Source organism: Glycomyces rhizosphaerae, assembly GCF_042647865.1.
GTDB classification, from domain to species: domain Bacteria; phylum Actinomycetota; class Actinomycetes; order Mycobacteriales; family Micromonosporaceae; genus Glycomyces; species Glycomyces rhizosphaerae.
In genome coordinates this window covers 1-16294 of the sequence record NZ_JBHRWO010000022.1, presented here as the reverse complement: position 1 = coordinate 16294, position 16294 = coordinate 1, and the positions used below count along the sequence as shown (strand labels likewise).

Annotated in this window: 17 protein-coding genes and 1 pseudogene; 8 read left to right on the top strand and 10 right to left on the bottom strand. The window is 70.0% G+C overall.

Features of this window, described 5'->3' with window-relative positions:
* Positions 1-28: 28 nt before the first annotated feature.
* Positions 29-916, bottom strand: coding sequence for a carbohydrate kinase family protein (locus tag ACFO8M_RS25720; RefSeq protein WP_387981043.1), 888 nt, complete (start codon positions 914-916; stop codon positions 29-31).
* Positions 917-1212: 296 nt separating this feature from the next.
* Between ACFO8M_RS25720 and ACFO8M_RS25715 the strand changes: the two genes are divergently transcribed.
* Entirely contained in the window at positions 1213-1866 is a 654-nt protein-coding gene (locus ACFO8M_RS25715) for a DUF4245 family protein (protein ID WP_387980840.1), read from the top strand.
* A 137-nt stretch (positions 1867-2003) separates the two neighbouring features.
* Here the strand turns inward: ACFO8M_RS25715 and ACFO8M_RS25710 are convergent, their stop codons facing one another.
* Positions 2004-2204 carry an exodeoxyribonuclease VII small subunit gene (locus tag ACFO8M_RS25710; RefSeq protein WP_387981041.1) on the bottom strand — a complete coding sequence of 67 codons (201 nt, stop codon included), beginning with the start codon at positions 2202-2204 and terminating at the stop codon, positions 2004-2006.
* Between the two features lie 14 nt (positions 2205-2218).
* A complete protein-coding gene (xseA, locus tag ACFO8M_RS25705) occupies positions 2219-3424 on the bottom strand; it encodes an exodeoxyribonuclease VII large subunit (protein WP_387980839.1) in 1206 nt (401 codons plus the stop codon).
* Between the two features lie 143 nt (positions 3425-3567).
* Here xseA and ACFO8M_RS25700 point away from each other — a divergent pair, with 143 nt between their 5' ends.
* Positions 3568-4530: a 4-hydroxy-3-methylbut-2-enyl diphosphate reductase gene (locus ACFO8M_RS25700; protein WP_387980837.1), complete on the top strand. Its 963-nt coding sequence runs from the start codon at positions 3568-3570 to the stop codon at positions 4528-4530.
* A gap of 120 nt (positions 4531-4650) precedes the next feature.
* Here the strand turns inward: ACFO8M_RS25700 and ACFO8M_RS25695 are convergent, their stop codons facing one another.
* Complete coding sequence (locus tag ACFO8M_RS25695; RefSeq protein WP_387980836.1) at positions 4651-5790, bottom strand: DNA recombination protein RmuC; 1140 nt, start codon at positions 5788-5790, stop codon at positions 4651-4653.
* 41 nt (positions 5791-5831) lie between these two features.
* On the opposite strand from ACFO8M_RS25695, the gene ACFO8M_RS25690 reads away from it, so the two are divergent.
* Complete coding sequence (locus ACFO8M_RS25690; RefSeq protein ID WP_387980834.1) at positions 5832-6602, top strand: hypothetical protein; 771 nt, start codon at positions 5832-5834, stop codon at positions 6600-6602.
* Positions 6603-6749: 147 nt separating this feature from the next.
* On the opposite strand, the gene ACFO8M_RS25685 is transcribed toward ACFO8M_RS25690, so the two are convergent.
* The 4 genes from ACFO8M_RS25685 to ACFO8M_RS25670 all read right to left on the bottom strand — a co-directional run bounded on the left by ACFO8M_RS25685 (position 6750) and on the right by ACFO8M_RS25670 (position 10413).
* Positions 6750-7112 (bottom strand): hypothetical protein, encoded by a 363-nt coding sequence (locus ACFO8M_RS25685; protein WP_387980832.1) that lies wholly within the window; start codon positions 7110-7112, stop codon positions 6750-6752.
* A gap of 152 nt (positions 7113-7264) precedes the next feature.
* On the bottom strand, positions 7265-8410 hold the full coding sequence (dgoD, locus tag ACFO8M_RS25680) for a galactonate dehydratase (protein ID WP_387980830.1): 1146 nt from the start codon (positions 8408-8410) through the stop codon (positions 7265-7267).
* Positions 8411-8442: 32 nt separating this feature from the next.
* Positions 8443-9180, bottom strand: coding sequence for an SDR family NAD(P)-dependent oxidoreductase (locus ACFO8M_RS25675; protein WP_387980829.1), 738 nt, complete (start codon positions 9178-9180; stop codon positions 8443-8445).
* A 9-nt stretch (positions 9181-9189) separates the two neighbouring features.
* Positions 9190-10413 carry an ROK family transcriptional regulator gene (locus tag ACFO8M_RS25670; protein ID WP_387980828.1) on the bottom strand — a complete coding sequence of 408 codons (1224 nt, stop codon included), beginning with the start codon at positions 10411-10413 and terminating at the stop codon, positions 9190-9192.
* A 157-nt stretch (positions 10414-10570) separates the two neighbouring features.
* On the opposite strand from ACFO8M_RS25670, the gene ACFO8M_RS25665 reads away from it, so the two are divergent.
* Genes ACFO8M_RS25665 through ACFO8M_RS25655 form a run of 3 tightly spaced genes read left to right on the top strand, consistent with a single transcriptional unit; the run spans position 10571 to position 13697 of the window.
* Entirely contained in the window at positions 10571-11875 is a 1305-nt protein-coding gene (locus ACFO8M_RS25665; RefSeq protein WP_387981039.1) for an extracellular solute-binding protein, read from the top strand.
* Entirely contained in the window at positions 11872-12861 is a 990-nt protein-coding gene (locus ACFO8M_RS25660) for a carbohydrate ABC transporter permease (RefSeq protein ID WP_387980827.1), read from the top strand. Before ACFO8M_RS25665 ends, ACFO8M_RS25660 begins: the two co-directional genes overlap by 4 nt.
* Complete coding sequence (locus ACFO8M_RS25655) at positions 12861-13697, top strand: carbohydrate ABC transporter permease (protein ID WP_387980825.1); 837 nt, start codon at positions 12861-12863, stop codon at positions 13695-13697. The genes ACFO8M_RS25660 and ACFO8M_RS25655 overlap by 1 nt, the downstream gene beginning before the upstream one ends.
* A 73-nt stretch (positions 13698-13770) precedes the next feature.
* On the opposite strand, the gene ACFO8M_RS25650 is transcribed toward ACFO8M_RS25655, so the two are convergent.
* The gene (locus ACFO8M_RS25650) at positions 13771-15351 is read right to left on the bottom strand and encodes an N-acyl-D-amino-acid deacylase family protein (protein ID WP_387981038.1); all 1581 of its coding nucleotides are present in this window, start codon (positions 15349-15351) and stop codon (positions 13771-13773) included.
* 38 nt (positions 15352-15389) lie between these two features.
* Positions 15390-15797 carry a RidA family protein gene (locus tag ACFO8M_RS25645; protein ID WP_387980824.1) on the bottom strand — a complete coding sequence of 136 codons (408 nt, stop codon included), beginning with the start codon at positions 15795-15797 and terminating at the stop codon, positions 15390-15392.
* 36 nt (positions 15798-15833) lie between these two features.
* Here ACFO8M_RS25645 and ACFO8M_RS25640 point away from each other — a divergent pair, with 36 nt between their 5' ends.
* Both ACFO8M_RS25640 and ACFO8M_RS25635 read left to right on the top strand, forming a co-directional pair.
* Complete coding sequence (locus ACFO8M_RS25640; protein WP_387980823.1) at positions 15834-15977, top strand: hypothetical protein; 144 nt, start codon at positions 15834-15836, stop codon at positions 15975-15977.
* Positions 15971-16294 (top strand): annotated as a pseudogene (locus ACFO8M_RS25635) (hypothetical protein); the annotation flags it as partial. The gene ACFO8M_RS25640 and the pseudogene ACFO8M_RS25635, both read left to right, overlap by 7 nt.

The following is a 16294-nucleotide window of genomic DNA, read 5'->3' as shown; positions in this document are numbered from 1 at the left end:
CTTGTTTCGTCTCAGTGAACGGCGGCCGTCACGGCGCGCCGGGGACGGTGCAGGCCTGGGCGGCGATCTGGCTCGCGTATCGCAGGGCCGCGGCGATCACGGCCTGGTTGCCCCAGGCGGATAGGCGGTCGAGGCGCATCCAGCCCGCGGAGGTCAGCCAGCCGAGGAGCCCGGAGGTGAAGGCGTCGCCGGCGCCGACGCGGTCGACGACGTCCACGGGCGGGGCGGGCATCTCGGTGACGTGGTTGCGGTGGAAGGCGACCGACCCTGCGTCGCCGAGGGTCACGACCACCAGTTCGGGGCCCGCTTCGAGCCATTTGCGGGCGATCTCGTCCACGGCGGTGTCGGGGTAGAGCTGCGCGAGGTCGCGTTCGGAGACGCGGACGAGGGTGGCGAGGCCGACGAGGCGTTCGGTGCGTTCGACGACCTTCGCGCGTTCGCCCATGGCGCTGAGGCGGATGTTCGGGTCGAAGGAGATCGGGACGGCGCGGCGGGCGCGGTTCACCCAGTGCTCGATGGCGCGCGCGGAGGGCTCGACGTAGGCGGCGAGGGAGCCGAAGTGGATGAGGTCGACCCGGGCCGGATCGGGTTTGGGCAGGGTGCGGCCTTCCCAGGCGAAGTCGGCGGTACCGGTGGTCCAGTAGTCGTAGTCGGCGGTGCCGTCCTCGTGGACGATGGCGAGGCCGATCGAGGAGGACAGGTCGGTGCGGTGGAGCCAGTCGCGGTTGACGCCCGCGGCGATGTGGCGGCGCCAGATCTGGCGGCCGAAGTGGTCGCCGCCGACGGCGCCGATGAGCGCGGTCGGGACGCCGCGCCGGGCGAGCGAGACGGCGGTGTTCGCGGGGCCGCCGCCGCATGTGGGTCTCAGCTGCCCGCCGGGGGCTGGGACGAGGTCGATGATGTTCTCGCCTGCCACGAGGATCAACGGGGGCTCCTTCCGGTTGGGCGCGGATGTCGCTGCGGAGAAGGTTATTGCAGGTGCCAGAACGCGCGGAAGTCGGATTCGCGGCATCGTGGGCGGGCACGTCCCGGTTGCGTGAACCGCGGACCCGGAGCCGGGTGCGGGGGCGGTGCTCACTTGCGGCTGCGCAAGCAGTCTTGGCGACGCTTGCGAGCCATGAACTGGCAACGCCGAGGCCGCGTCGGGCCTCGTGCGCCACGCCGGGGCGGGCCGGTGCGCTGGGCGGCGGGGCGGTCGTTCAGGATGGAGGCATGTCCACCGAAGAGGTCAAGGTTGCAGGCGGCGCTGTGGAAGACGGCGCTGTTGAAGCAGGCGCAGTCGAGGACGGTGCCGCCGAGGCTGCGGACGGCACGGCCGATGGCGGTGCCGTAGCGGACGCTGAGGCGGTCAAGCCCGCGCGTCCGAAGCAGCGGCGAATGCGCGACATGGCGTTCTCGATGGCGGTGCTGCTGGTGCCGATCGGCCTGTTCTATGTCGGATGGGAGTGGCTCGCCTCGGACCGGCAGGTCAGCGTGGTCGACACGACAGAGAACTACGCGACGGCGGCGAGCCTGGGCCTGGCGGCGATCGAGCCGGAGCTCTCCGACGAGTGGAAGCCGATCTCGACCGACCTCGCGGTCGACGGCGAGACGGTGACGCTGCGGACCGGCTGGTACTCGCCCGACGGCCACGGCCTTCAGGTCGCGGAGACCAACGGCGCGGTGGCCGACGTGGACGAGGACCTCACCGGTGCCGGTACCCCCGTCGAGGCGGCCGGGATCGAATGGGCCGCATACGAATCGGGGAACGGCGAGACGTGGGTGGCCGAGCTCGACGGCGAGACGATCGTGCTCAGCGCCGAACCCGACGGGACCGACGACCTCTCCGAACTCGCCGAAGGCGTGGCCGAGGCCACAGGGGCTTAGCGAGACGTAACCCCGCGTCTTGTCGGACCCCGCGGCATTGTCGTCCTCCGCCAATCGACGGCTCGCAAGCTTCACCGAGACTGAGTCCCTCTGATGTCCGTTTTAAAGGCTGATGATGGGAACGCGGCGTTCAAGTCTCAATCTTCGTCCGCCGCATCGGGTTCGGTGCGGGCCTGCAGGCGCTCGCGCGCGCCTTCGAGGTGCGACTGGCACAGGTCGGCGAGCTTCTCGCCCCGCTCCCACAGTTTCAAGGACTCCTCCAAGGTCGCGCCGCCCGCTTCCAGGCGCTCGACCGTGGCCACCAGTTCGGCGCGGGCCTCTTCGTAGCTCAGCTTCATCGGCTGCTCGGTGCTCAATGCTCTTCCTCTCTCGCGTGTATGACCGCCGCCCGCAGCGACCCCGCCGCGAGTCGCACTTCGATGGCCTCCCCGGCCTCGGCCGCGTCCCGCAGCACCGCGCCCGACTCGGTGTCGGTCACGATCGCGTAGCCCCGGTCGAGTGTGGACTGCGGGGACAGGGAGCGCAGACGCGCCCGCAGATGCGTCAGTTCGTCCGTCGAGCGCTCCAGCCGCGAGCCCATCCGGGCCCGCATCCGGTGCGCGAGGTTCTCGACCGCCTCGGCCCGGGCCTCCAGCATCGTCTCCGGTCTGGCGAGCACCGGCCGGGCGCGCATCGCCGCCAAGGCGTCCGACTGGTGGATCAGCATCGCGTTCAACGCCTGCCGCAGCCGGGTGCGGCTGATGTTCAGGCCGCGCTGCTCCTCCGCGAGGTCGGGCACCACTTTCTTGCCGGCCTCGGTCGGGGTCGAGGCCCGCCAGTCGGCCACGTAGTCGAGGATCGGCGTGTCCGGTTCGTGCCCGATCGCCGAGACCACGGGAGTCACCGCTTCGGCGACGGCCCGGCACAGCGTCTCGTCCGAGAACGGCAGCAGGTCCTCCATCGAACCGCCGCCGCGGGCGATGACGATGACCTCGATGTCCGGGTCCCGGTCGAGCTCGACGAGCGCCGCGCACACCTCGCTGACCGCGCGCGGCCCCTGGACCGCGACCTCGCGGACCTCGAAGTCGACGGACGGCAGCCGGGCCTTGGCGTTCTTCAGCACATCCCGCATCGCGTCAGAGGCGCGACCGGTGATGAGCCCGATCCGATACGGCAGGAACGGCAGCGGCTTCTTGCGCTCGGCCGCGAACAGGCCCTCGGCGGCGAGCAGCTTCTTGAGCCGTTCGAGGCGGGCGAGCAGCTCGCCGAGGCCGACCTGCCGGATCTCGCGCACATGCAGTGAGAGCGAGCCGTTCTTGTCCCACCACTGGGCTTGGGCGCGGATGACGACCTGCGCGCCGTCGCGCAGCGGGGGATCGCAGGCGGCGACCGCGCCGGTGAAGTCGACGACGCGCATCGAGACCTCGGCGGACGGGTCGCGCAGCGTCAGGTAGACGGTGCGGCCGCGGTGGCTGATCTCGGTGATCTGGCCCTCGGTCCACACCTCGCCGAGGCGAGCGAGCCAGTCGCCGATCTTCTTCGATACGACCCGCAGCGGCCACGGGTTCTCCGCGCTCATCGGCGCACCCGGGCCCGTAGAAGCCCGCCCTGCTGCGGCTTGCTCGGCGTCTGGTCGCTCGGAGGCACTGCTCGGTGCGTCGGTCACGTGGCCAGACTAACTGCAGGGTGTGACGAAACCGGGCGGCCGGTTACCATCGAGGCGTGGCAGACCCGAAGCGAGTGTTGTTGGCCAAGCCGCGCGGGTACTGCGCGGGTGTGGACCGGGCCGTGGTGACCGTCGAGAAGGCGTTGGAGCTCTACGGCGCGCCTGTCTACGTGCGCAAGGAGATCGTGCACAACCGGCATGTGGTGGAGACCCTCGCCGGCAAGGGCGCGGTCTTCGTCGAGGAGAACGAGGAGGTGCCGCCGGGTTCGGTGGTGGTCTTCTCCGCGCACGGCGTGGCACCCGAGGTCCACGACCAGGCCGCCGAGCGCGGTCTGAAGGCGATCGACGCGACCTGCCCCCTCGTGACCAAGGTGCACAAGGAGGCCCGGCGGTACGCGGAGGAGGACTTCGACATCCTGCTCATCGGCCATGACGGCCACGAGGAGGTCATCGGCACTTCCGGCGAGGCCCCCGAGCACATCCAGCTCGTCGACGGGCCGGACTCGGTCGACGGGATTACGATCCGCGACCCGGAGAAAGTGGTGTGGCTCTCGCAGACCACGCTCTCGGTCGACGAGACCATGGAGACCGTCGACCGGCTCAAGAAGCGCCTGCCGATGCTCCAGAACCCGCCGAGCGACGACATCTGCTACGCGACCCAGAACCGCCAGCAGGTGGTCAAGGATATTGCGGCGGATTGCGACGTCATGCTCGTGGTCGGATCCAAGAACTCCTCGAACTCGGTGCGCCTGGTCGAGGTCGCGGTGCAGCACGGCGCGAAGACCGGGCACCTGATCGACTTCGCGCACGAGATCGACGAGGCCTGGCTGGAGGGAGTGTCCACCGTGGGCCTGTCGTCCGGGGCCTCGGTGCCGGACAACCTGGTGCAGGACGTGCTCGCCCACCTGGCCGAGCGCGGTTTCACGAGCGTGGAGGAGTTCGAGCCGGTGACCGAGAAGATCGCCTTCTCCCTCCCGCGCGAACTCGCCAAGGACCTCAAGGCCGCCGGTCGCGTCTGAGCGCCGGCGACCTCTTTCGGGTGACACATTCCTTTACGACGGTAAGATCCGCGGTCTTCTGTCGGACCCGCTCGGGAGACTTGAGCTGGGGTCGCCCCCCTGGGAGGGCGGGGGACTGCCTTAGGGGCGCATCTCCTCGGCCGCGTCCCAGCTCGGCCTCCGCGTCGGCGTGATCACCGGCGCAGGGGACTCCGGCGGGTCTCCCGCGACCTCGAGCTCGCTGAAACGCCGCGCCGTCACGAGCAGCCGCGACTCCACGCTCGCCACCGCCGCGTTGTAGGAGCCCACGGCCGCCTCCAGCGACGAACCCAGCCGCGAGAAGTGACCCGCCACCGCGCCGAGCCGCTCGTGCAGCTCCCGGCCCAACTTGTGGACCTCCTTGGCGTGCAACGCCAACGCCTCCTGCCGCCACGTGTGCGCCACGGTCCGCAGCAGCGCCATCAGCGTCGCCGGCGAGGCGATCACCACACCCTTCGCGAACGCGTCCTCCAGCAGCACCGGATCCCCGCGCAGCGCCGCGTCCAAGAACGCGTCGGCCGGCACGAACAGCACCACCATCTCCGGCGTGTCCTCGAACGCCCGCCAGTACTCCTTGCCCGCCAACGCCTCCACATGCCGCCGCAGGTGCTTCGCATGCGCCCGCAACAACTGGTCGCGTCCCGCCTCGTCCTCCGACTCGAGCGCCTGCAGGTACGACTGCAGCGGCGCCTTCGCGTCCACCACCAGCGTCCGGTCGCCCGACAACCGCACCACCAGGTCGGGACGCACACCGCGCCCGTCCACCATCCCGGAGTGCTGCTCGGAGAAATCGCAGTGCTCGACCATCCCCGCGGCCTCCACGATCCGCCGCAACTGCACCTCCCCCCACTGGCCCCGCACCTGCGGCGAACGCAGCGCCCCCAGCAGACGGCCCGTCTGCTCCCGCAGATCCTCCGACGTCTCCGCGACCCCCGAAAGCTGGATCCGCAACTGCGCGTAGGCGTCCACGCGGGCCCGCTCCACATCTCCCAGCCGCGTCTCATAGCGCGCCAACGTGTCCGCGATCGGCGCGAGCACCTGCCCCACCGCCTGCCGCGAATGGTCCGTCGCCTCGTACGCCACCGCCTTCAACGTCGATTCGAGGCGCTGCTCGTTGTCCGCCGCGGCCTCCAGCCGCGCCGTCGCCGCCGCCAGCTCCGCCGCCTGCCGCGACCGCCCCGCGAACCAGCCGCCGAAACCGCCCGCCGCCAGGCACACCACCGCCAATAGGACCCACGTCATACGGGCCAGTCTAGGCGTGAGGCCACGAGTAGGCTCGATACATGGAGCTGTGGTTGACCCTGCTGGTCGTCGCGATCGTCGTCATCTTGTTCGTGGTCCAATCCAACAAGAGGCGCGCGCTCGCCGAACTCGCCGACGCCGAAGCCGAAGCGAGGCGCCTCTACGAGCGCCTCGGCGGCCAGACCATGAACCTCATCGCCCCAGGCGACAACCTCCCCGCAGGTCAGGCCCTCGCCGACGCCGGCGAGCGCTACACCGCCGCGGGCTCCCAGCTCGAGTCCGCGAAGACGATCAACCAGTACCGACTCGTCGCCGAGACCGCCATCGAAGGCCTGCTCTACGTGCGGGCCGCCCGCACCGCGATGGACATGGACCCCGGTCCCGAAGTCCCGTCGATGGTCGGCCGGCGCCGCACCGGCGCGCTCACCGAGCCGGTCAGCGCCGAGGTCGAGGGCCGCACCTACACCGGGTCCCCCGACCCGAGCGACGAGAACCGCCACTACTACCCGGGCGGCCGCGTCGACGGCCGTCCCGTGCCCTCGGGCTGGTACAACACGCCTTGGTGGCAGCCCGCGCTGGCGGGCGCGGCGGGCGTGTTCGTCGGCATGATGGTCATCGACGCGATGATCGCCCCCGCTTACGCCATGGGCGCGGTCGAAGGCGGGGACGCCAGCGGCGGCGACGCCGGTGGCGACTCCGGTGACGCGGGCGCCGACGGAGGGGATGCCGGCGGCGACTCCGGCGGGGACTTCGGCGGCGGCGATTTCGGAGGCGGGGACTTCGGCGGAGGCGACTTCGGCGGGTTCGAGTAGCCCAGGTTTGAAGCAGGCCCCGAGTCGCGAAGCGGCTCGGGGTTTATCGTGCCCTGAAACGGCCGAGAGCCGCCGACTCTGAGGCCTGATCCACTCCTGAAGTGAACGGGCCCTGCCGCGATGCGGCAGGGCCCGTTCACGTGCGGGTCAGCGCCCGCACCACGCCTTCGACTCCTCGGAGGCGAGCATGACGATGATGACGATGTTGAGCGCCAGGCCGAGTACGGCGGAGACGTCGCCGGAGAACAGGTTGATCGCCTGGAGGGGGATCCCGATGGCGCACAGCACGATGGCCGTGATCCGCGCCCAGTTCTGGCGGTTCTGGATGGCGATGGCGAAGAGCGCGTTGAGCGCGCCGCTGGCCAGGACGATCACGATCAGGAGCGTGGCGATGCCGCCGTCGGACGCGGCGACCGAGTTCAGCGCCACCAGGAAGAGGAGGCCGCCCACGCAGGCGAGCGCGGCGCCGATCCACAGGATGATCACGGCCGCTTTGGTCTTGCCGGGCATTCGGTCGGGGTATGGAGAAGGAACGGTCACGGGTCCTCCATGGAACGAGGGGGAATAACGTTGCGCCCCATGGTAGTGACCCTCCGCAACCGTCGCGGCGGTGAAGAGGGGCAAGGCATGACGTATCGCGTCACGCCTTGCCCGGGGTCATGTCACCACTCGGCGAAGGAGCCGTCTTCAAGGCGCCAGATCTCGTTGCGCCAGCGGTGGGGGTCCTTGGCGGCCTTGCGGACCGCCGCTTCGTCGATGTCGATGCCCAGGCCGGGTGCGGTGGGGCGCTTGACATGGCCGTCGGTGAACGCGAACACCGAGGGGTCGACGAGGTAGTCGAGGAGGTCGTTGCCCTCGTTGTAGTGGATGCCGAGGCTCTGCTCCTGGATGAGGAAGTTCGGCGAAGCGAAGTCCACCTGGAGGCTCGCCGCGAGCGCGATCGGCCCGAGCGGGCAGTGCGGGGCCAGCGCCACGTCGTAGGCCTCGGCCATCGCCGCGATGCGGCGGACCTCGGAGATGCCGCCGGCGTGGGAGAGGTCGGGCTGCGCGACGGCGATGCCGGTGGACAGGACGTCGCGGTAGTCCCAGCGCGAGTACAGGCGCTCGCCGGTGGCGATCGGGATCGAGGTGCTCGCGGTGACCGCTCCCAAGTCGCGTGAGAATTCCGGCAGCACGGTCTCTTCCACGAACAGCGGGAACAGCGGTTCCAGCAGCGGCAGGACGCGGCGGGCCATCGCGGTGGAGAAGCGGCCGTGGAAGTCGATGGCGAAGTCGAAGTCGTCGCCGACGGCGGCGCGCAGTTCCGTGAACTGGTCGACGATGCGGTGCACTTGGGCGGCGGTCTCGATGTGCCCGAGCTGGGCCGCGGCGTTGCATTTGACGGCGTCGAAGCCGTTCGCCTTGGCGCGCAGGGCGTCTTCGGCGAGGGCCTGGGCGGAGTCGCCGCCGATCCAGGTGTAGACGCGGGCGGTGTCGCGCACGGCGCCGCCGAGCAGCTCGTACACCGGCACGCCGAGGGCCTTGCCCTTGAGGTCCCACAGGGCCTGGTCGATGCCGGCGACCGCGCTGGAGAGCACGGGTCCGCCGCGGTAGAAGCCGCCCTTGGTCATGACCTGCCAGTGGTCCTCGATGCGCGAGGCGTCCGCGCCGATGAGGCGGTCGGCGAGGGCTTCGACGACGCTGGCGACCGCTTCGGCGCGGCCTTCGACGATCGGCTCGCCCCAGCCGACGAGGCCGTCGTCGGTCTCGATGCGCACGAAGAGCCAACGGGGTCGGACGAGAAAGGTCTCGATTCTGGCGATGTTCAAGGGAACCTCTATCTCTTGTGGAGGGTCAGCGGTCAGGAGAGCCTGACGAGTCGGCCGCCGTCGACCGGGAGTTCGGCCCCGGTGATGTAGCTCGCCTCATCGGAGGCGAGGAAGGCGATGGCGGAGGCGACCTCTTCGGGTCGGCCGAGGCGCCCGGCGAGGGTGCGTCCGGCCTCCTCCGCGATGCCCGCGGGGGCCACGCTGTCCCATTGCCGGGTGCGGATGGGGCCGGGCGCGACGGCGTTGACGCGCACGGCCGGGGCGTATTCGACGGCGAGTTGGCGCACCAGCGCGCTGAGCCCGCCTTTGGCGGCGGCGTAGGCGGTGAAGCCCGGCATGGAGGCGTGGGCGTGCACGCTCGAGACGGCGACGACGGATCCGCATGCGGCCGTGAGCTGTTCGGCGAGTGCGGCCATGCCGAGGTAGGTGGCCTTCAAGGTCACGTCGAGGACGCGGTGCCAGTGCTCTTCGGGAAGTTCGTGGGCGGCGCCCCAGCGGAGCGCGTAGGCGTTGGAGACGAGCGTGTCGACGTGCCCGTACTCGTCCATCACCCGCTCCGTGAGCGCCTTCCACTGCGCGAGCTCGGACACGTCGCAGTGGACGAAGTGGACGGTTCCCTTTGCGGTCGCGGCGACTTCCGCTGCGGCGGTGCCGTCGACGTCGGCGAGGTACACGACCGCGCCCTCACTGGCGAGCCGTGTGACGGTGGCGGCCCCGATGCCCATGGCGCCGCCGGTGACGACGGCGACTTTGCCCTCGAATCGATTCATTCGGCGACCCTATCGCCCGTTCCCTGCGTTCTTGCCGGGCTCGGTCATCGCGACCAGCGCTGATGCCAGGCCGGGGCGTTCGCGCAGGATGAGGGCCGCGCCGCCGACGGCACCGGCGCGGGCGCCGAGGTCGAGGGCGGCGGGGACGACGTCGACCTCGCGCACGAGGGTGAGGGCGTACCGGCGGATCGCGGTGCGCAGCGGGTCGAGCAGCACTTCGCCGGCGCGGGCGAGTTCGCCGCCGACGACGATGCGCTCGGGGTTGAGCAGGTTGCACAGGCTGGCGAGGACCCGGCCGGTCATCTGCCCGACGTCGGCCAGCACGCCTTCGCAGGCGCGGTCGCCCGAGGCGGCGGCGGCGAGCACGTCCTCCACGGTCGCCTTGGCGCCCAAGTGAGGTCGCAGCGCGGTGAGGACCGCGGGGATCCCGGCGTGGAGTACGAGGCAGCCGCGGTTGCCGCACGGGCACCCCGGACCGTCCACATTGACCGAGGTGTGGCCGAGTTCTCCGGCGGCGCCCACTCCGCCCCGGAAGACCCGGCCGTCGAGGATGAGCCCGGCCGCGATGCCGTTCGAGAGGCCCACGTACATGAGGTCGCGCACGCCGCGGCCCGCGCCGCTGTAGGCCTCGGCCACGGCCTCGAGCCGGGTGTTGTTCTCGATCGTCACGGGCAGCTGCAGTCGCTGGGCGAACTCGTCGGCGGCGTGCACATGGGACCACGGCTGGTCGGGCAGCGACGTGGAGACGATGCCGGTGGCCTTCTCGATCGGGCCCGGCAGGCCGATGCCCGCGCCCACGAACCTGGCGCGGTCGAGGCCGTGCTCGGCGATGAGGCCGTCGAGCAGGTCGGCGGCCACGTCGATGCGCTCGGCCCAGCCAAGGTCGGTGTCCACGGCCCGGCCCGCGCCCGAGATCTCGTTGTGCGCCAAGTCGGAGAGGTGCACCCAGACGTGGTCGAAGGTGAAGTCGAGGCCGAGCGCCACGGCCGCACCGGGATTGATCGCGAGGGTCTCCTTCGCGCGGCCGTCCCCGTCGGGGTCGCCGTCCTGCTCGATCACGAGTCCGCGCGACATCAGTTCGGTAACGATCGTCGACACGGTCGTGCGCGACAAGTCCGCGCGGCGGGCGAGCTCGGCGCGGTGCGTAGGTCCCTTGCGCAGCAAGAGGGTCAGCAGCCGTTCCTGGTTCGCCCGGCGCAGCGACTGGAGTGAACCGCTCTTCGTCCGGGGCATGCGCCGATCATACAGCCCGCCCAGAAACCTTTGTCAAGACTATTGACGAACTTAAGCGAGGAGAGCTAGCCTTCGTCCACAGACTTTTCGAACCCCTTTCTGAAAGGCGAAACCCATGCGTGGATCCCTCGGGACGTCGTTGTCCCGTCGAAGCTTGATGCGCGGCACCGCCGCCGGTGCCGCCGCCGCGGCCACCGCCGGAGCCCTCTCCGCCTGCGCCCCTTCGGCAGGAGGAGGCGGCGGCAAGAAGACGCTGACGATCATGGCCCCGGAGAACGAGTTCAGCCCGGAATTCATCAAGACCGCGGAGAAGGAACTCGACCTCAAGATCAAGCGCGTCGAGGTCGACACGACCAAACTGACCGCGATGCTCGCCAGTGGCACCGCCCCCGACCTGGTCCGCGGCCTCGGCGCCGTCGAGACGTCGTACATCGTCTCCCGCGATCTGGCGCTCCCGCTGGACGACTACTTCGCCAAGAGCGAACTGCTCAAAGAGGACGACATCGACCCCGTCAACGACGTGTGGCGCTACGACGGCTCCGTCCAGGGACAAGGCCCCCGCTACGGCATGGCGAAGGACTACTCCCAGGACGCCATGTTCTGGTACAACACCGCCCTCTTCGACGCCGCCGGAGTCGCGTACCCCTCCGACACCGAGCCCGTCACGTACGACCAGTGGCTCGACATGGGCAAAGAGCTCACCCAGAAGGACGGCGACACCACCACCGTCTACGGCCTCTCGGCCGGCGGCCTCGGCCTGTTCATCAGCCTCGCCAACATGACCGCCTCCGCCGGCGGCAGCCTCCTCTCCGACGACCTCGGCACCATCGACTTCTCGTCGCCCGAAGGGCAGAAGGCCCTCACCTGGTACCTCGAATACGCCCGCGCCAAGGTCGGCTTCAGCCCCGTCGAACCCAACCCCGACGGCTGGGACTGGCCCCCGTACCAGACCGGCCGCCTGGCCCAGTCCTGGTCCGGCTACTGGTTCGGCGGCGCCATCGGCGCCGAGGCCGAACTCGCCGCGACCTCCCGCCTCGCCCCCGCCCCCACCATGGGCGGCGAGCGGCTCAGCCCCTGCTTCGGCGCCACCGGCTACTGGATCCCCAAGGCCTCCAAGAACCAGGACGAGGCCTGGCAGGTCTTCGAGTGGTTCATGGGCGGCGACCCCGCCAAGGAGCGGGCCGCCGGCGGCTGGGGCATGCCGAGCCTCCTCTCCCTGCGCGCGGACCTGCCGGTCGGCACCCCCGCCCAGGAGCAGGCGCTCGCCGCAGTCGAGGCCGAGGCCGACTACTTCAAGGTCCTCACTTTCTCCCCGTACGTCAAGGTCGAGGCGCTCGACGCCGTGCTCAACCAGTACCTGCCCGACGCCATCAACGGTGACGCCACCGCCGGCTCGCTGGCCGACACGCTCAACACCGACATGCAGGCGCTCTTGGACGAGGGCAAGGAGCTGGTGAAGTGACCGCAACGCTTTCGGCGTCGCGCGAGACTCCCCCCGCGGTATCGGCCCGGCCCCGCCGCAAGCGGGGTCGGGCCGGGCAACGGACGCGGACGTTCTACCTGTTCGTCGGCCCGTGGATCGCCGGGTTCGTCCTCCTGACGCTGTTCCCGCTGGGGTACGCGTTCTGGATGAGCCTGACGAACACCGACGGGCTCTCCCCGAATTGGTCCTATGTGGGCTTCGACAACTACGTTCGGGTCTTCCAGGACAGCCAGACCATCGCGTCCCTGGGCCGCACCGGGATCTTCATGCTCGCCACCGTGCCCACCGGCGTCGCCGCGGGCCTGGCGATGGCGGTCATGCTCAACCGCGACTTCCGGGGCCGGACGCTGTTCCGCGCCCTGTTCTACCTGCCGGCCGTAGTGCCCGGCGTGGCCGCGGCCCTGACGTTCAAGATCATCTTCGACAAGAACGCCGGTGCGGCCAACGCCCTCGTCGGCGCCGCCGGGGGCGAGCCGATCTCGTGGCTGGCCGACCCGTACACCCGCTTCGTCCTGATCCTGATGATCCTCTGGGGTGTGGGCGGATCGATGATCATCTCCCTCGCCGCCCTGCAGGACGTGCCGAGGGAGCTGCTCGAAGCGGCCAAAGTGGACGGCGCCGGCCCGGTCTACTCGTTCTTCAAGATCACGCTGCCGATCCTCAGCCCGATCATCTTCTTCCAGGTGGTCACGGGCGTGATCGGTTCGCTGCAGGTCTTCGTGCCCTCGCTGCTGCTGGCGCCGGTCAACGGCGCGGCCGCGGTCACGGCCGTGCCCGAGGGCAACTACCTCTTCATGGTGCACGTCTACGCCGAGTACTTCGCCAAGAGCCACTTCGGATACGCCTCGGCACTGCTGTGGGTGCTGTTCCTGTTCGTGCTGCTCATCACCGGCATCGTGTTCAAGATCGGCAACCGCACGGTCTTCTATGGCGGCGTCGACCCCACTGAACGGAAGGAGGGCTGATGAACGTCGACATCGCACGCCGGGCCCGTATGACGGCCCTCTACATCTCGCTGATCACGCTCGCGGTGATCTTCTCCGGTCCACTCGGATGGCTCGTCCTCACCTCACTGAAGGCCCCGAACGAACTGTCGGTCTTCCCGGTGCAGCTGTTCCCCGCGACGCCGCAGTGGCACAACTACCTCGATGCCCTGACGTTCATCGACTTCCTCGGCTACGCCCGGAACTCGCTCATCCTCGCCACGATCTCGTCGGTGCTGACCACCATCTCCTCGGCGTGGATGGCGTACGGCTTCGCGCGGCTCTCGGCCCCGGGCAAGAAGTTCTGGTTCGGACTCCTGATCTCGACGATGATGATGCCCGGCATCATCACGCTCATCCCGACCTACCTGATGTTCGCCAAGATGGGCCTGGTCGACACCTACGTGCCGTGGATCCTGTGGGGCCTGTGCGGCGCCGCCTTCATGGTCTTCCTGTTCCGCCAGTTCTTCGCGGGCATCCCCAAGGAGCTGGAGGAGGCGGCGATCCTCGACGGCTGCGGCCACGTCCGGATCTTCTGGCGGATCTTCATCCCGCAGTCCGGGCCGATCCTGGCCGCCTGCATGGTGCTGACGTTCACCGCCAGCTGGGGGGACTTCGTCGCGCCGAGCCTGCTGCTCAGCGCCGACCGGACGACCCTGGCCGTGGCGATGACCGCCGGGTACGTCAACGAGAAGGGCTTCCCGGTGCAGAACCTGCTGGCGGCGGGCAGCACCATGTTCATCCTGCCGGTGTTGCTGATCTTCCTGTTCTTCCAGCGCTTCTTCGTGCAGGGCTTCTCCACTTCCGGTTTGAAGTAAGAGTTTCCGGCGTCCCGACCTCGTCTCGGCGGGGCGCCGGTGCACGACCGGGGCGGTGGACCGGGAGTCGGGGTCAAGCCTTCGGTCCGCCGCCTCTCACAGATCGGCCCGCGAGGGCCTCGGTGCGCTTTCCTTCCGCGATCGCGATCTGCCCGTTGACCAGCACGTACGGTACGCCCGCGGCCTGCTGCCGCGGCTGCTCGAACGTCGCCCGGGCATCGACCGTGGCGGGATCGAAGAGCACCAGGTCGGCCGCGAAGCCCTCCTTGACGAGGCCCCGGTCCCGCAGGCCGAGGACCGCCGCCGGGCGGCCGCTCAGGTGGGCCACGCATTCCTCGACGCTCATCAAGCCGAGCTCGCGGGTGTAGTGGCCGAGGTAGCGCGCGAACGAACCCCAGGCCCGCGGGTGGATCTTCTCCCCGGCGAGGACGCCGTCGGTTGATCCAGTGTGGACGCCGTGGCGCATGATCGCCCGCACGTTCTCCTCGTTGCCCACGTGCATGAGGCAGGCGGTGGCGAACTCGTCGCGGACGATGAGGTCGAGGAAGAACGCGGACGGCTGCTGTGTTCCGGCGGCTTCGCTCACGCGCCGGCCCACCAGGTCGCGCAGGCCCGGGTCGCCGGTTCCGGCGATCTCGATCTTCGACCAGTCGACCGGGACGCCGTTCGCGCCGTCGGTGCCCTCGGCGTCGAGCTCATGGAGGATCCGGTCCCGGGTCCCGGTGTCGGCCAGCCGTTCCTTCAGGGCCCCATAGCCTCCGGCGACCGACCAGCTCGGGAGCAGGGCCGCGAGCATCGTCATGCCCGGCAGGTACGGGTAGGTGTCGAGGCTGATCGGGATGCCTTCGTCCAGGCCCTCGTCCACGAGTTTGAGGAGTTCCGCGGCCCGGCCCTCGTTGACCCCGTAGTTCAGGGTGGCGTGGGCGAGGTGCAGGGCGCAGCTCGAGGCGCGGCAGATTTCGATCATCTCCGCGTAGCCCTCCATCGCGCCCGCGCCGTAACTGCGCTGGTGGGGGCCGAAGTAGCCGCCGTAGCCCGCGACGACCTTGCACAATTCGACCAGCTCGCGGGTCTCGGCGTACATGCCCGGCGCGTAGCTCAGGCCCGCCGAGAGCCCGAGCGCGCCCTCCTCCATGCCTTGGGCCACATGGGCTTTCATGACCTGGAGTTCGGCGGGCGTCGGCTCGCGGTCCTCCCACCCCATCGCCAGCATCCGGACGGTGCCGTGGGGGACGAGGTAGGCCGCGTTCGTCGGGATGCCGCGATCGAGCCGGTCGAGGTATTCGCCGACCGTGCGCCAGTCGTAGTCGACGTCCAGGCGGCCGTTCCACGCGGCGATGGCCTCCCACATCTGCGGGGCGGTCGTCTCGTCCACGGGCGCGTAGGACAGGCCGTCCTGGCCGAGGACCTCGAGGGTGCAGCCCTGGCCGAGCTTCGCGAGGTGGTCGTGGTCGGCGAGGACCGCCAGCTCGGAGTGGGCGTGCATGTCGATGAACCCGGGGGCGAGGACGAGGCCTCCGGCGTCGACCGTCCTGGCGCCGTCGAGGCGCTCGCCGATCGAGGCGATGCGGCCGTCCTTGACGCCGACTTCGGCCGCGTACCGGGGCGAACCGGTCCCGTCGGCGATCTCGGCTCCCCGGATCACGATGTCCACTGCAGGCACTCGACGCCTCCCTCAACTGGCACGGAGCGTCAGTCTATGCAGGCCAGGGCGTCGATTTCCACCAACATCTCGGCTCGCGGGAGCGTGCAGACCACCGTGGTGCGGGTCGGGTACGGGACGCCCTCGGCGCACCGCTCTTCGAGGAACGCGGCGTAGACCTCGTTCATCGCCGCGAAGTCCTCGCGGTCGGCGAGGTAGACGCGCAGGGTCATCACGTCGTCGAGGCTCGCGCCTCCGGCTTCGAGGATCGCCGCCACGTTCTCGAGGGTGCGGCGTGTCTGGGCCTTCACGTCGCCGGGGTGCAGGTACGCGCCGGTGGCCGGATCGACCGGGCCCTGCCCTGAGACGGTGAGCAGTGGGCCTTTGCGGACGCCCTGCGGGAACGCGTGGGCGGGGGCCGGGGCCGCGTCGGTGCGGATCGCGATCTTCTCGGTCATATAGTAAAGATACATTCCTATTGGTGGCGGTGACCCATGGACGAGAACCGACTGCGCGACCTGCACGACGAGGTCCTCGACTGGCGCCGCAAAGGCATCCCGGCCGCGGCCCACGGCCTCACCATCGCCGAGTGGATCGCTTCGGGGCCCCCACCCCCACCCTCCCCACCCCCGTGGTGACGCTCTCGGCGCAGGCCCTTGAGCAGAACCTCCTTTCCATGGCCGCCTGGTGCGCCGAGCGGCGTCTGGCCCTCGCCCCCCATGGGAAGGCCACCATGGCCCCCGAGCTCTGGCGCCGCCAGCTCGATGCCGGCGCCGCCGCGATCACCGTCGCCAATCTCTTCCAAGCCGGTGTGGCCCACCGGTTCGGCGTGCCCCGCGTCCTCATCGCCAACCAGATCGCCGATCCCGCGGCGGCTCTGCAACTAAGCCGATTAGTGTGGGTTGCAGCAGGATTGGTGTCGGGTAGCTCCCGGCCTGGTGCTGTGAGGGAACCG

Coding starts and splice junctions, on each gene's coding strand:
- ACFO8M_RS25675 (WP_387980829.1), bottom strand. CDS start 9,180: ATGAATCGATTCGAGGGCAAAGTCGCCGTCGTCACCGGCGGCGCCATG.
- xseA (WP_387980839.1), bottom strand. CDS start 3,424: ATGAGCGCGGAGAACCCGTGGCCGCTGCGGGTCGTATCGAAGAAGATC.
- ACFO8M_RS25665 (WP_387981039.1), top strand. CDS start 10,571: ATGCGCGGCACCGCCGCCGGTGCCGCCGCCGCGGCCACCGCCGGAGCC.
- ACFO8M_RS25715 (WP_387980840.1), top strand. CDS start 1,213: ATGTCCACCGAAGAGGTCAAGGTTGCAGGCGGCGCTGTGGAAGACGGC.
- ACFO8M_RS25695 (WP_387980836.1), bottom strand. CDS start 5,790: ATGACGTGGGTCCTATTGGCGGTGGTGTGCCTGGCGGCGGGCGGTTTC.
- ACFO8M_RS25685 (WP_387980832.1), bottom strand. CDS start 7,112: ATGCCCGGCAAGACCAAAGCGGCCGTGATCATCCTGTGGATCGGCGCC.
- ACFO8M_RS25710 (WP_387981041.1), bottom strand. CDS start 2,204: ATGAAGCTGAGCTACGAAGAGGCCCGCGCCGAACTGGTGGCCACGGTC.
- ACFO8M_RS25655 (WP_387980825.1), top strand. CDS start 12,861: ATGAACGTCGACATCGCACGCCGGGCCCGTATGACGGCCCTCTACATC.
- ACFO8M_RS25640 (WP_387980823.1), top strand. CDS start 15,834: ATGGACGAGAACCGACTGCGCGACCTGCACGACGAGGTCCTCGACTGG.
- ACFO8M_RS25670 (WP_387980828.1), bottom strand. CDS start 10,413: ATGCCCCGGACGAAGAGCGGTTCACTCCAGTCGCTGCGCCGGGCGAAC.
- ACFO8M_RS25645 (WP_387980824.1), bottom strand. CDS start 15,797: ATGACCGAGAAGATCGCGATCCGCACCGACGCGGCCCCGGCCCCCGCC.
- ACFO8M_RS25690 (WP_387980834.1), top strand. CDS start 5,832: ATGGAGCTGTGGTTGACCCTGCTGGTCGTCGCGATCGTCGTCATCTTG.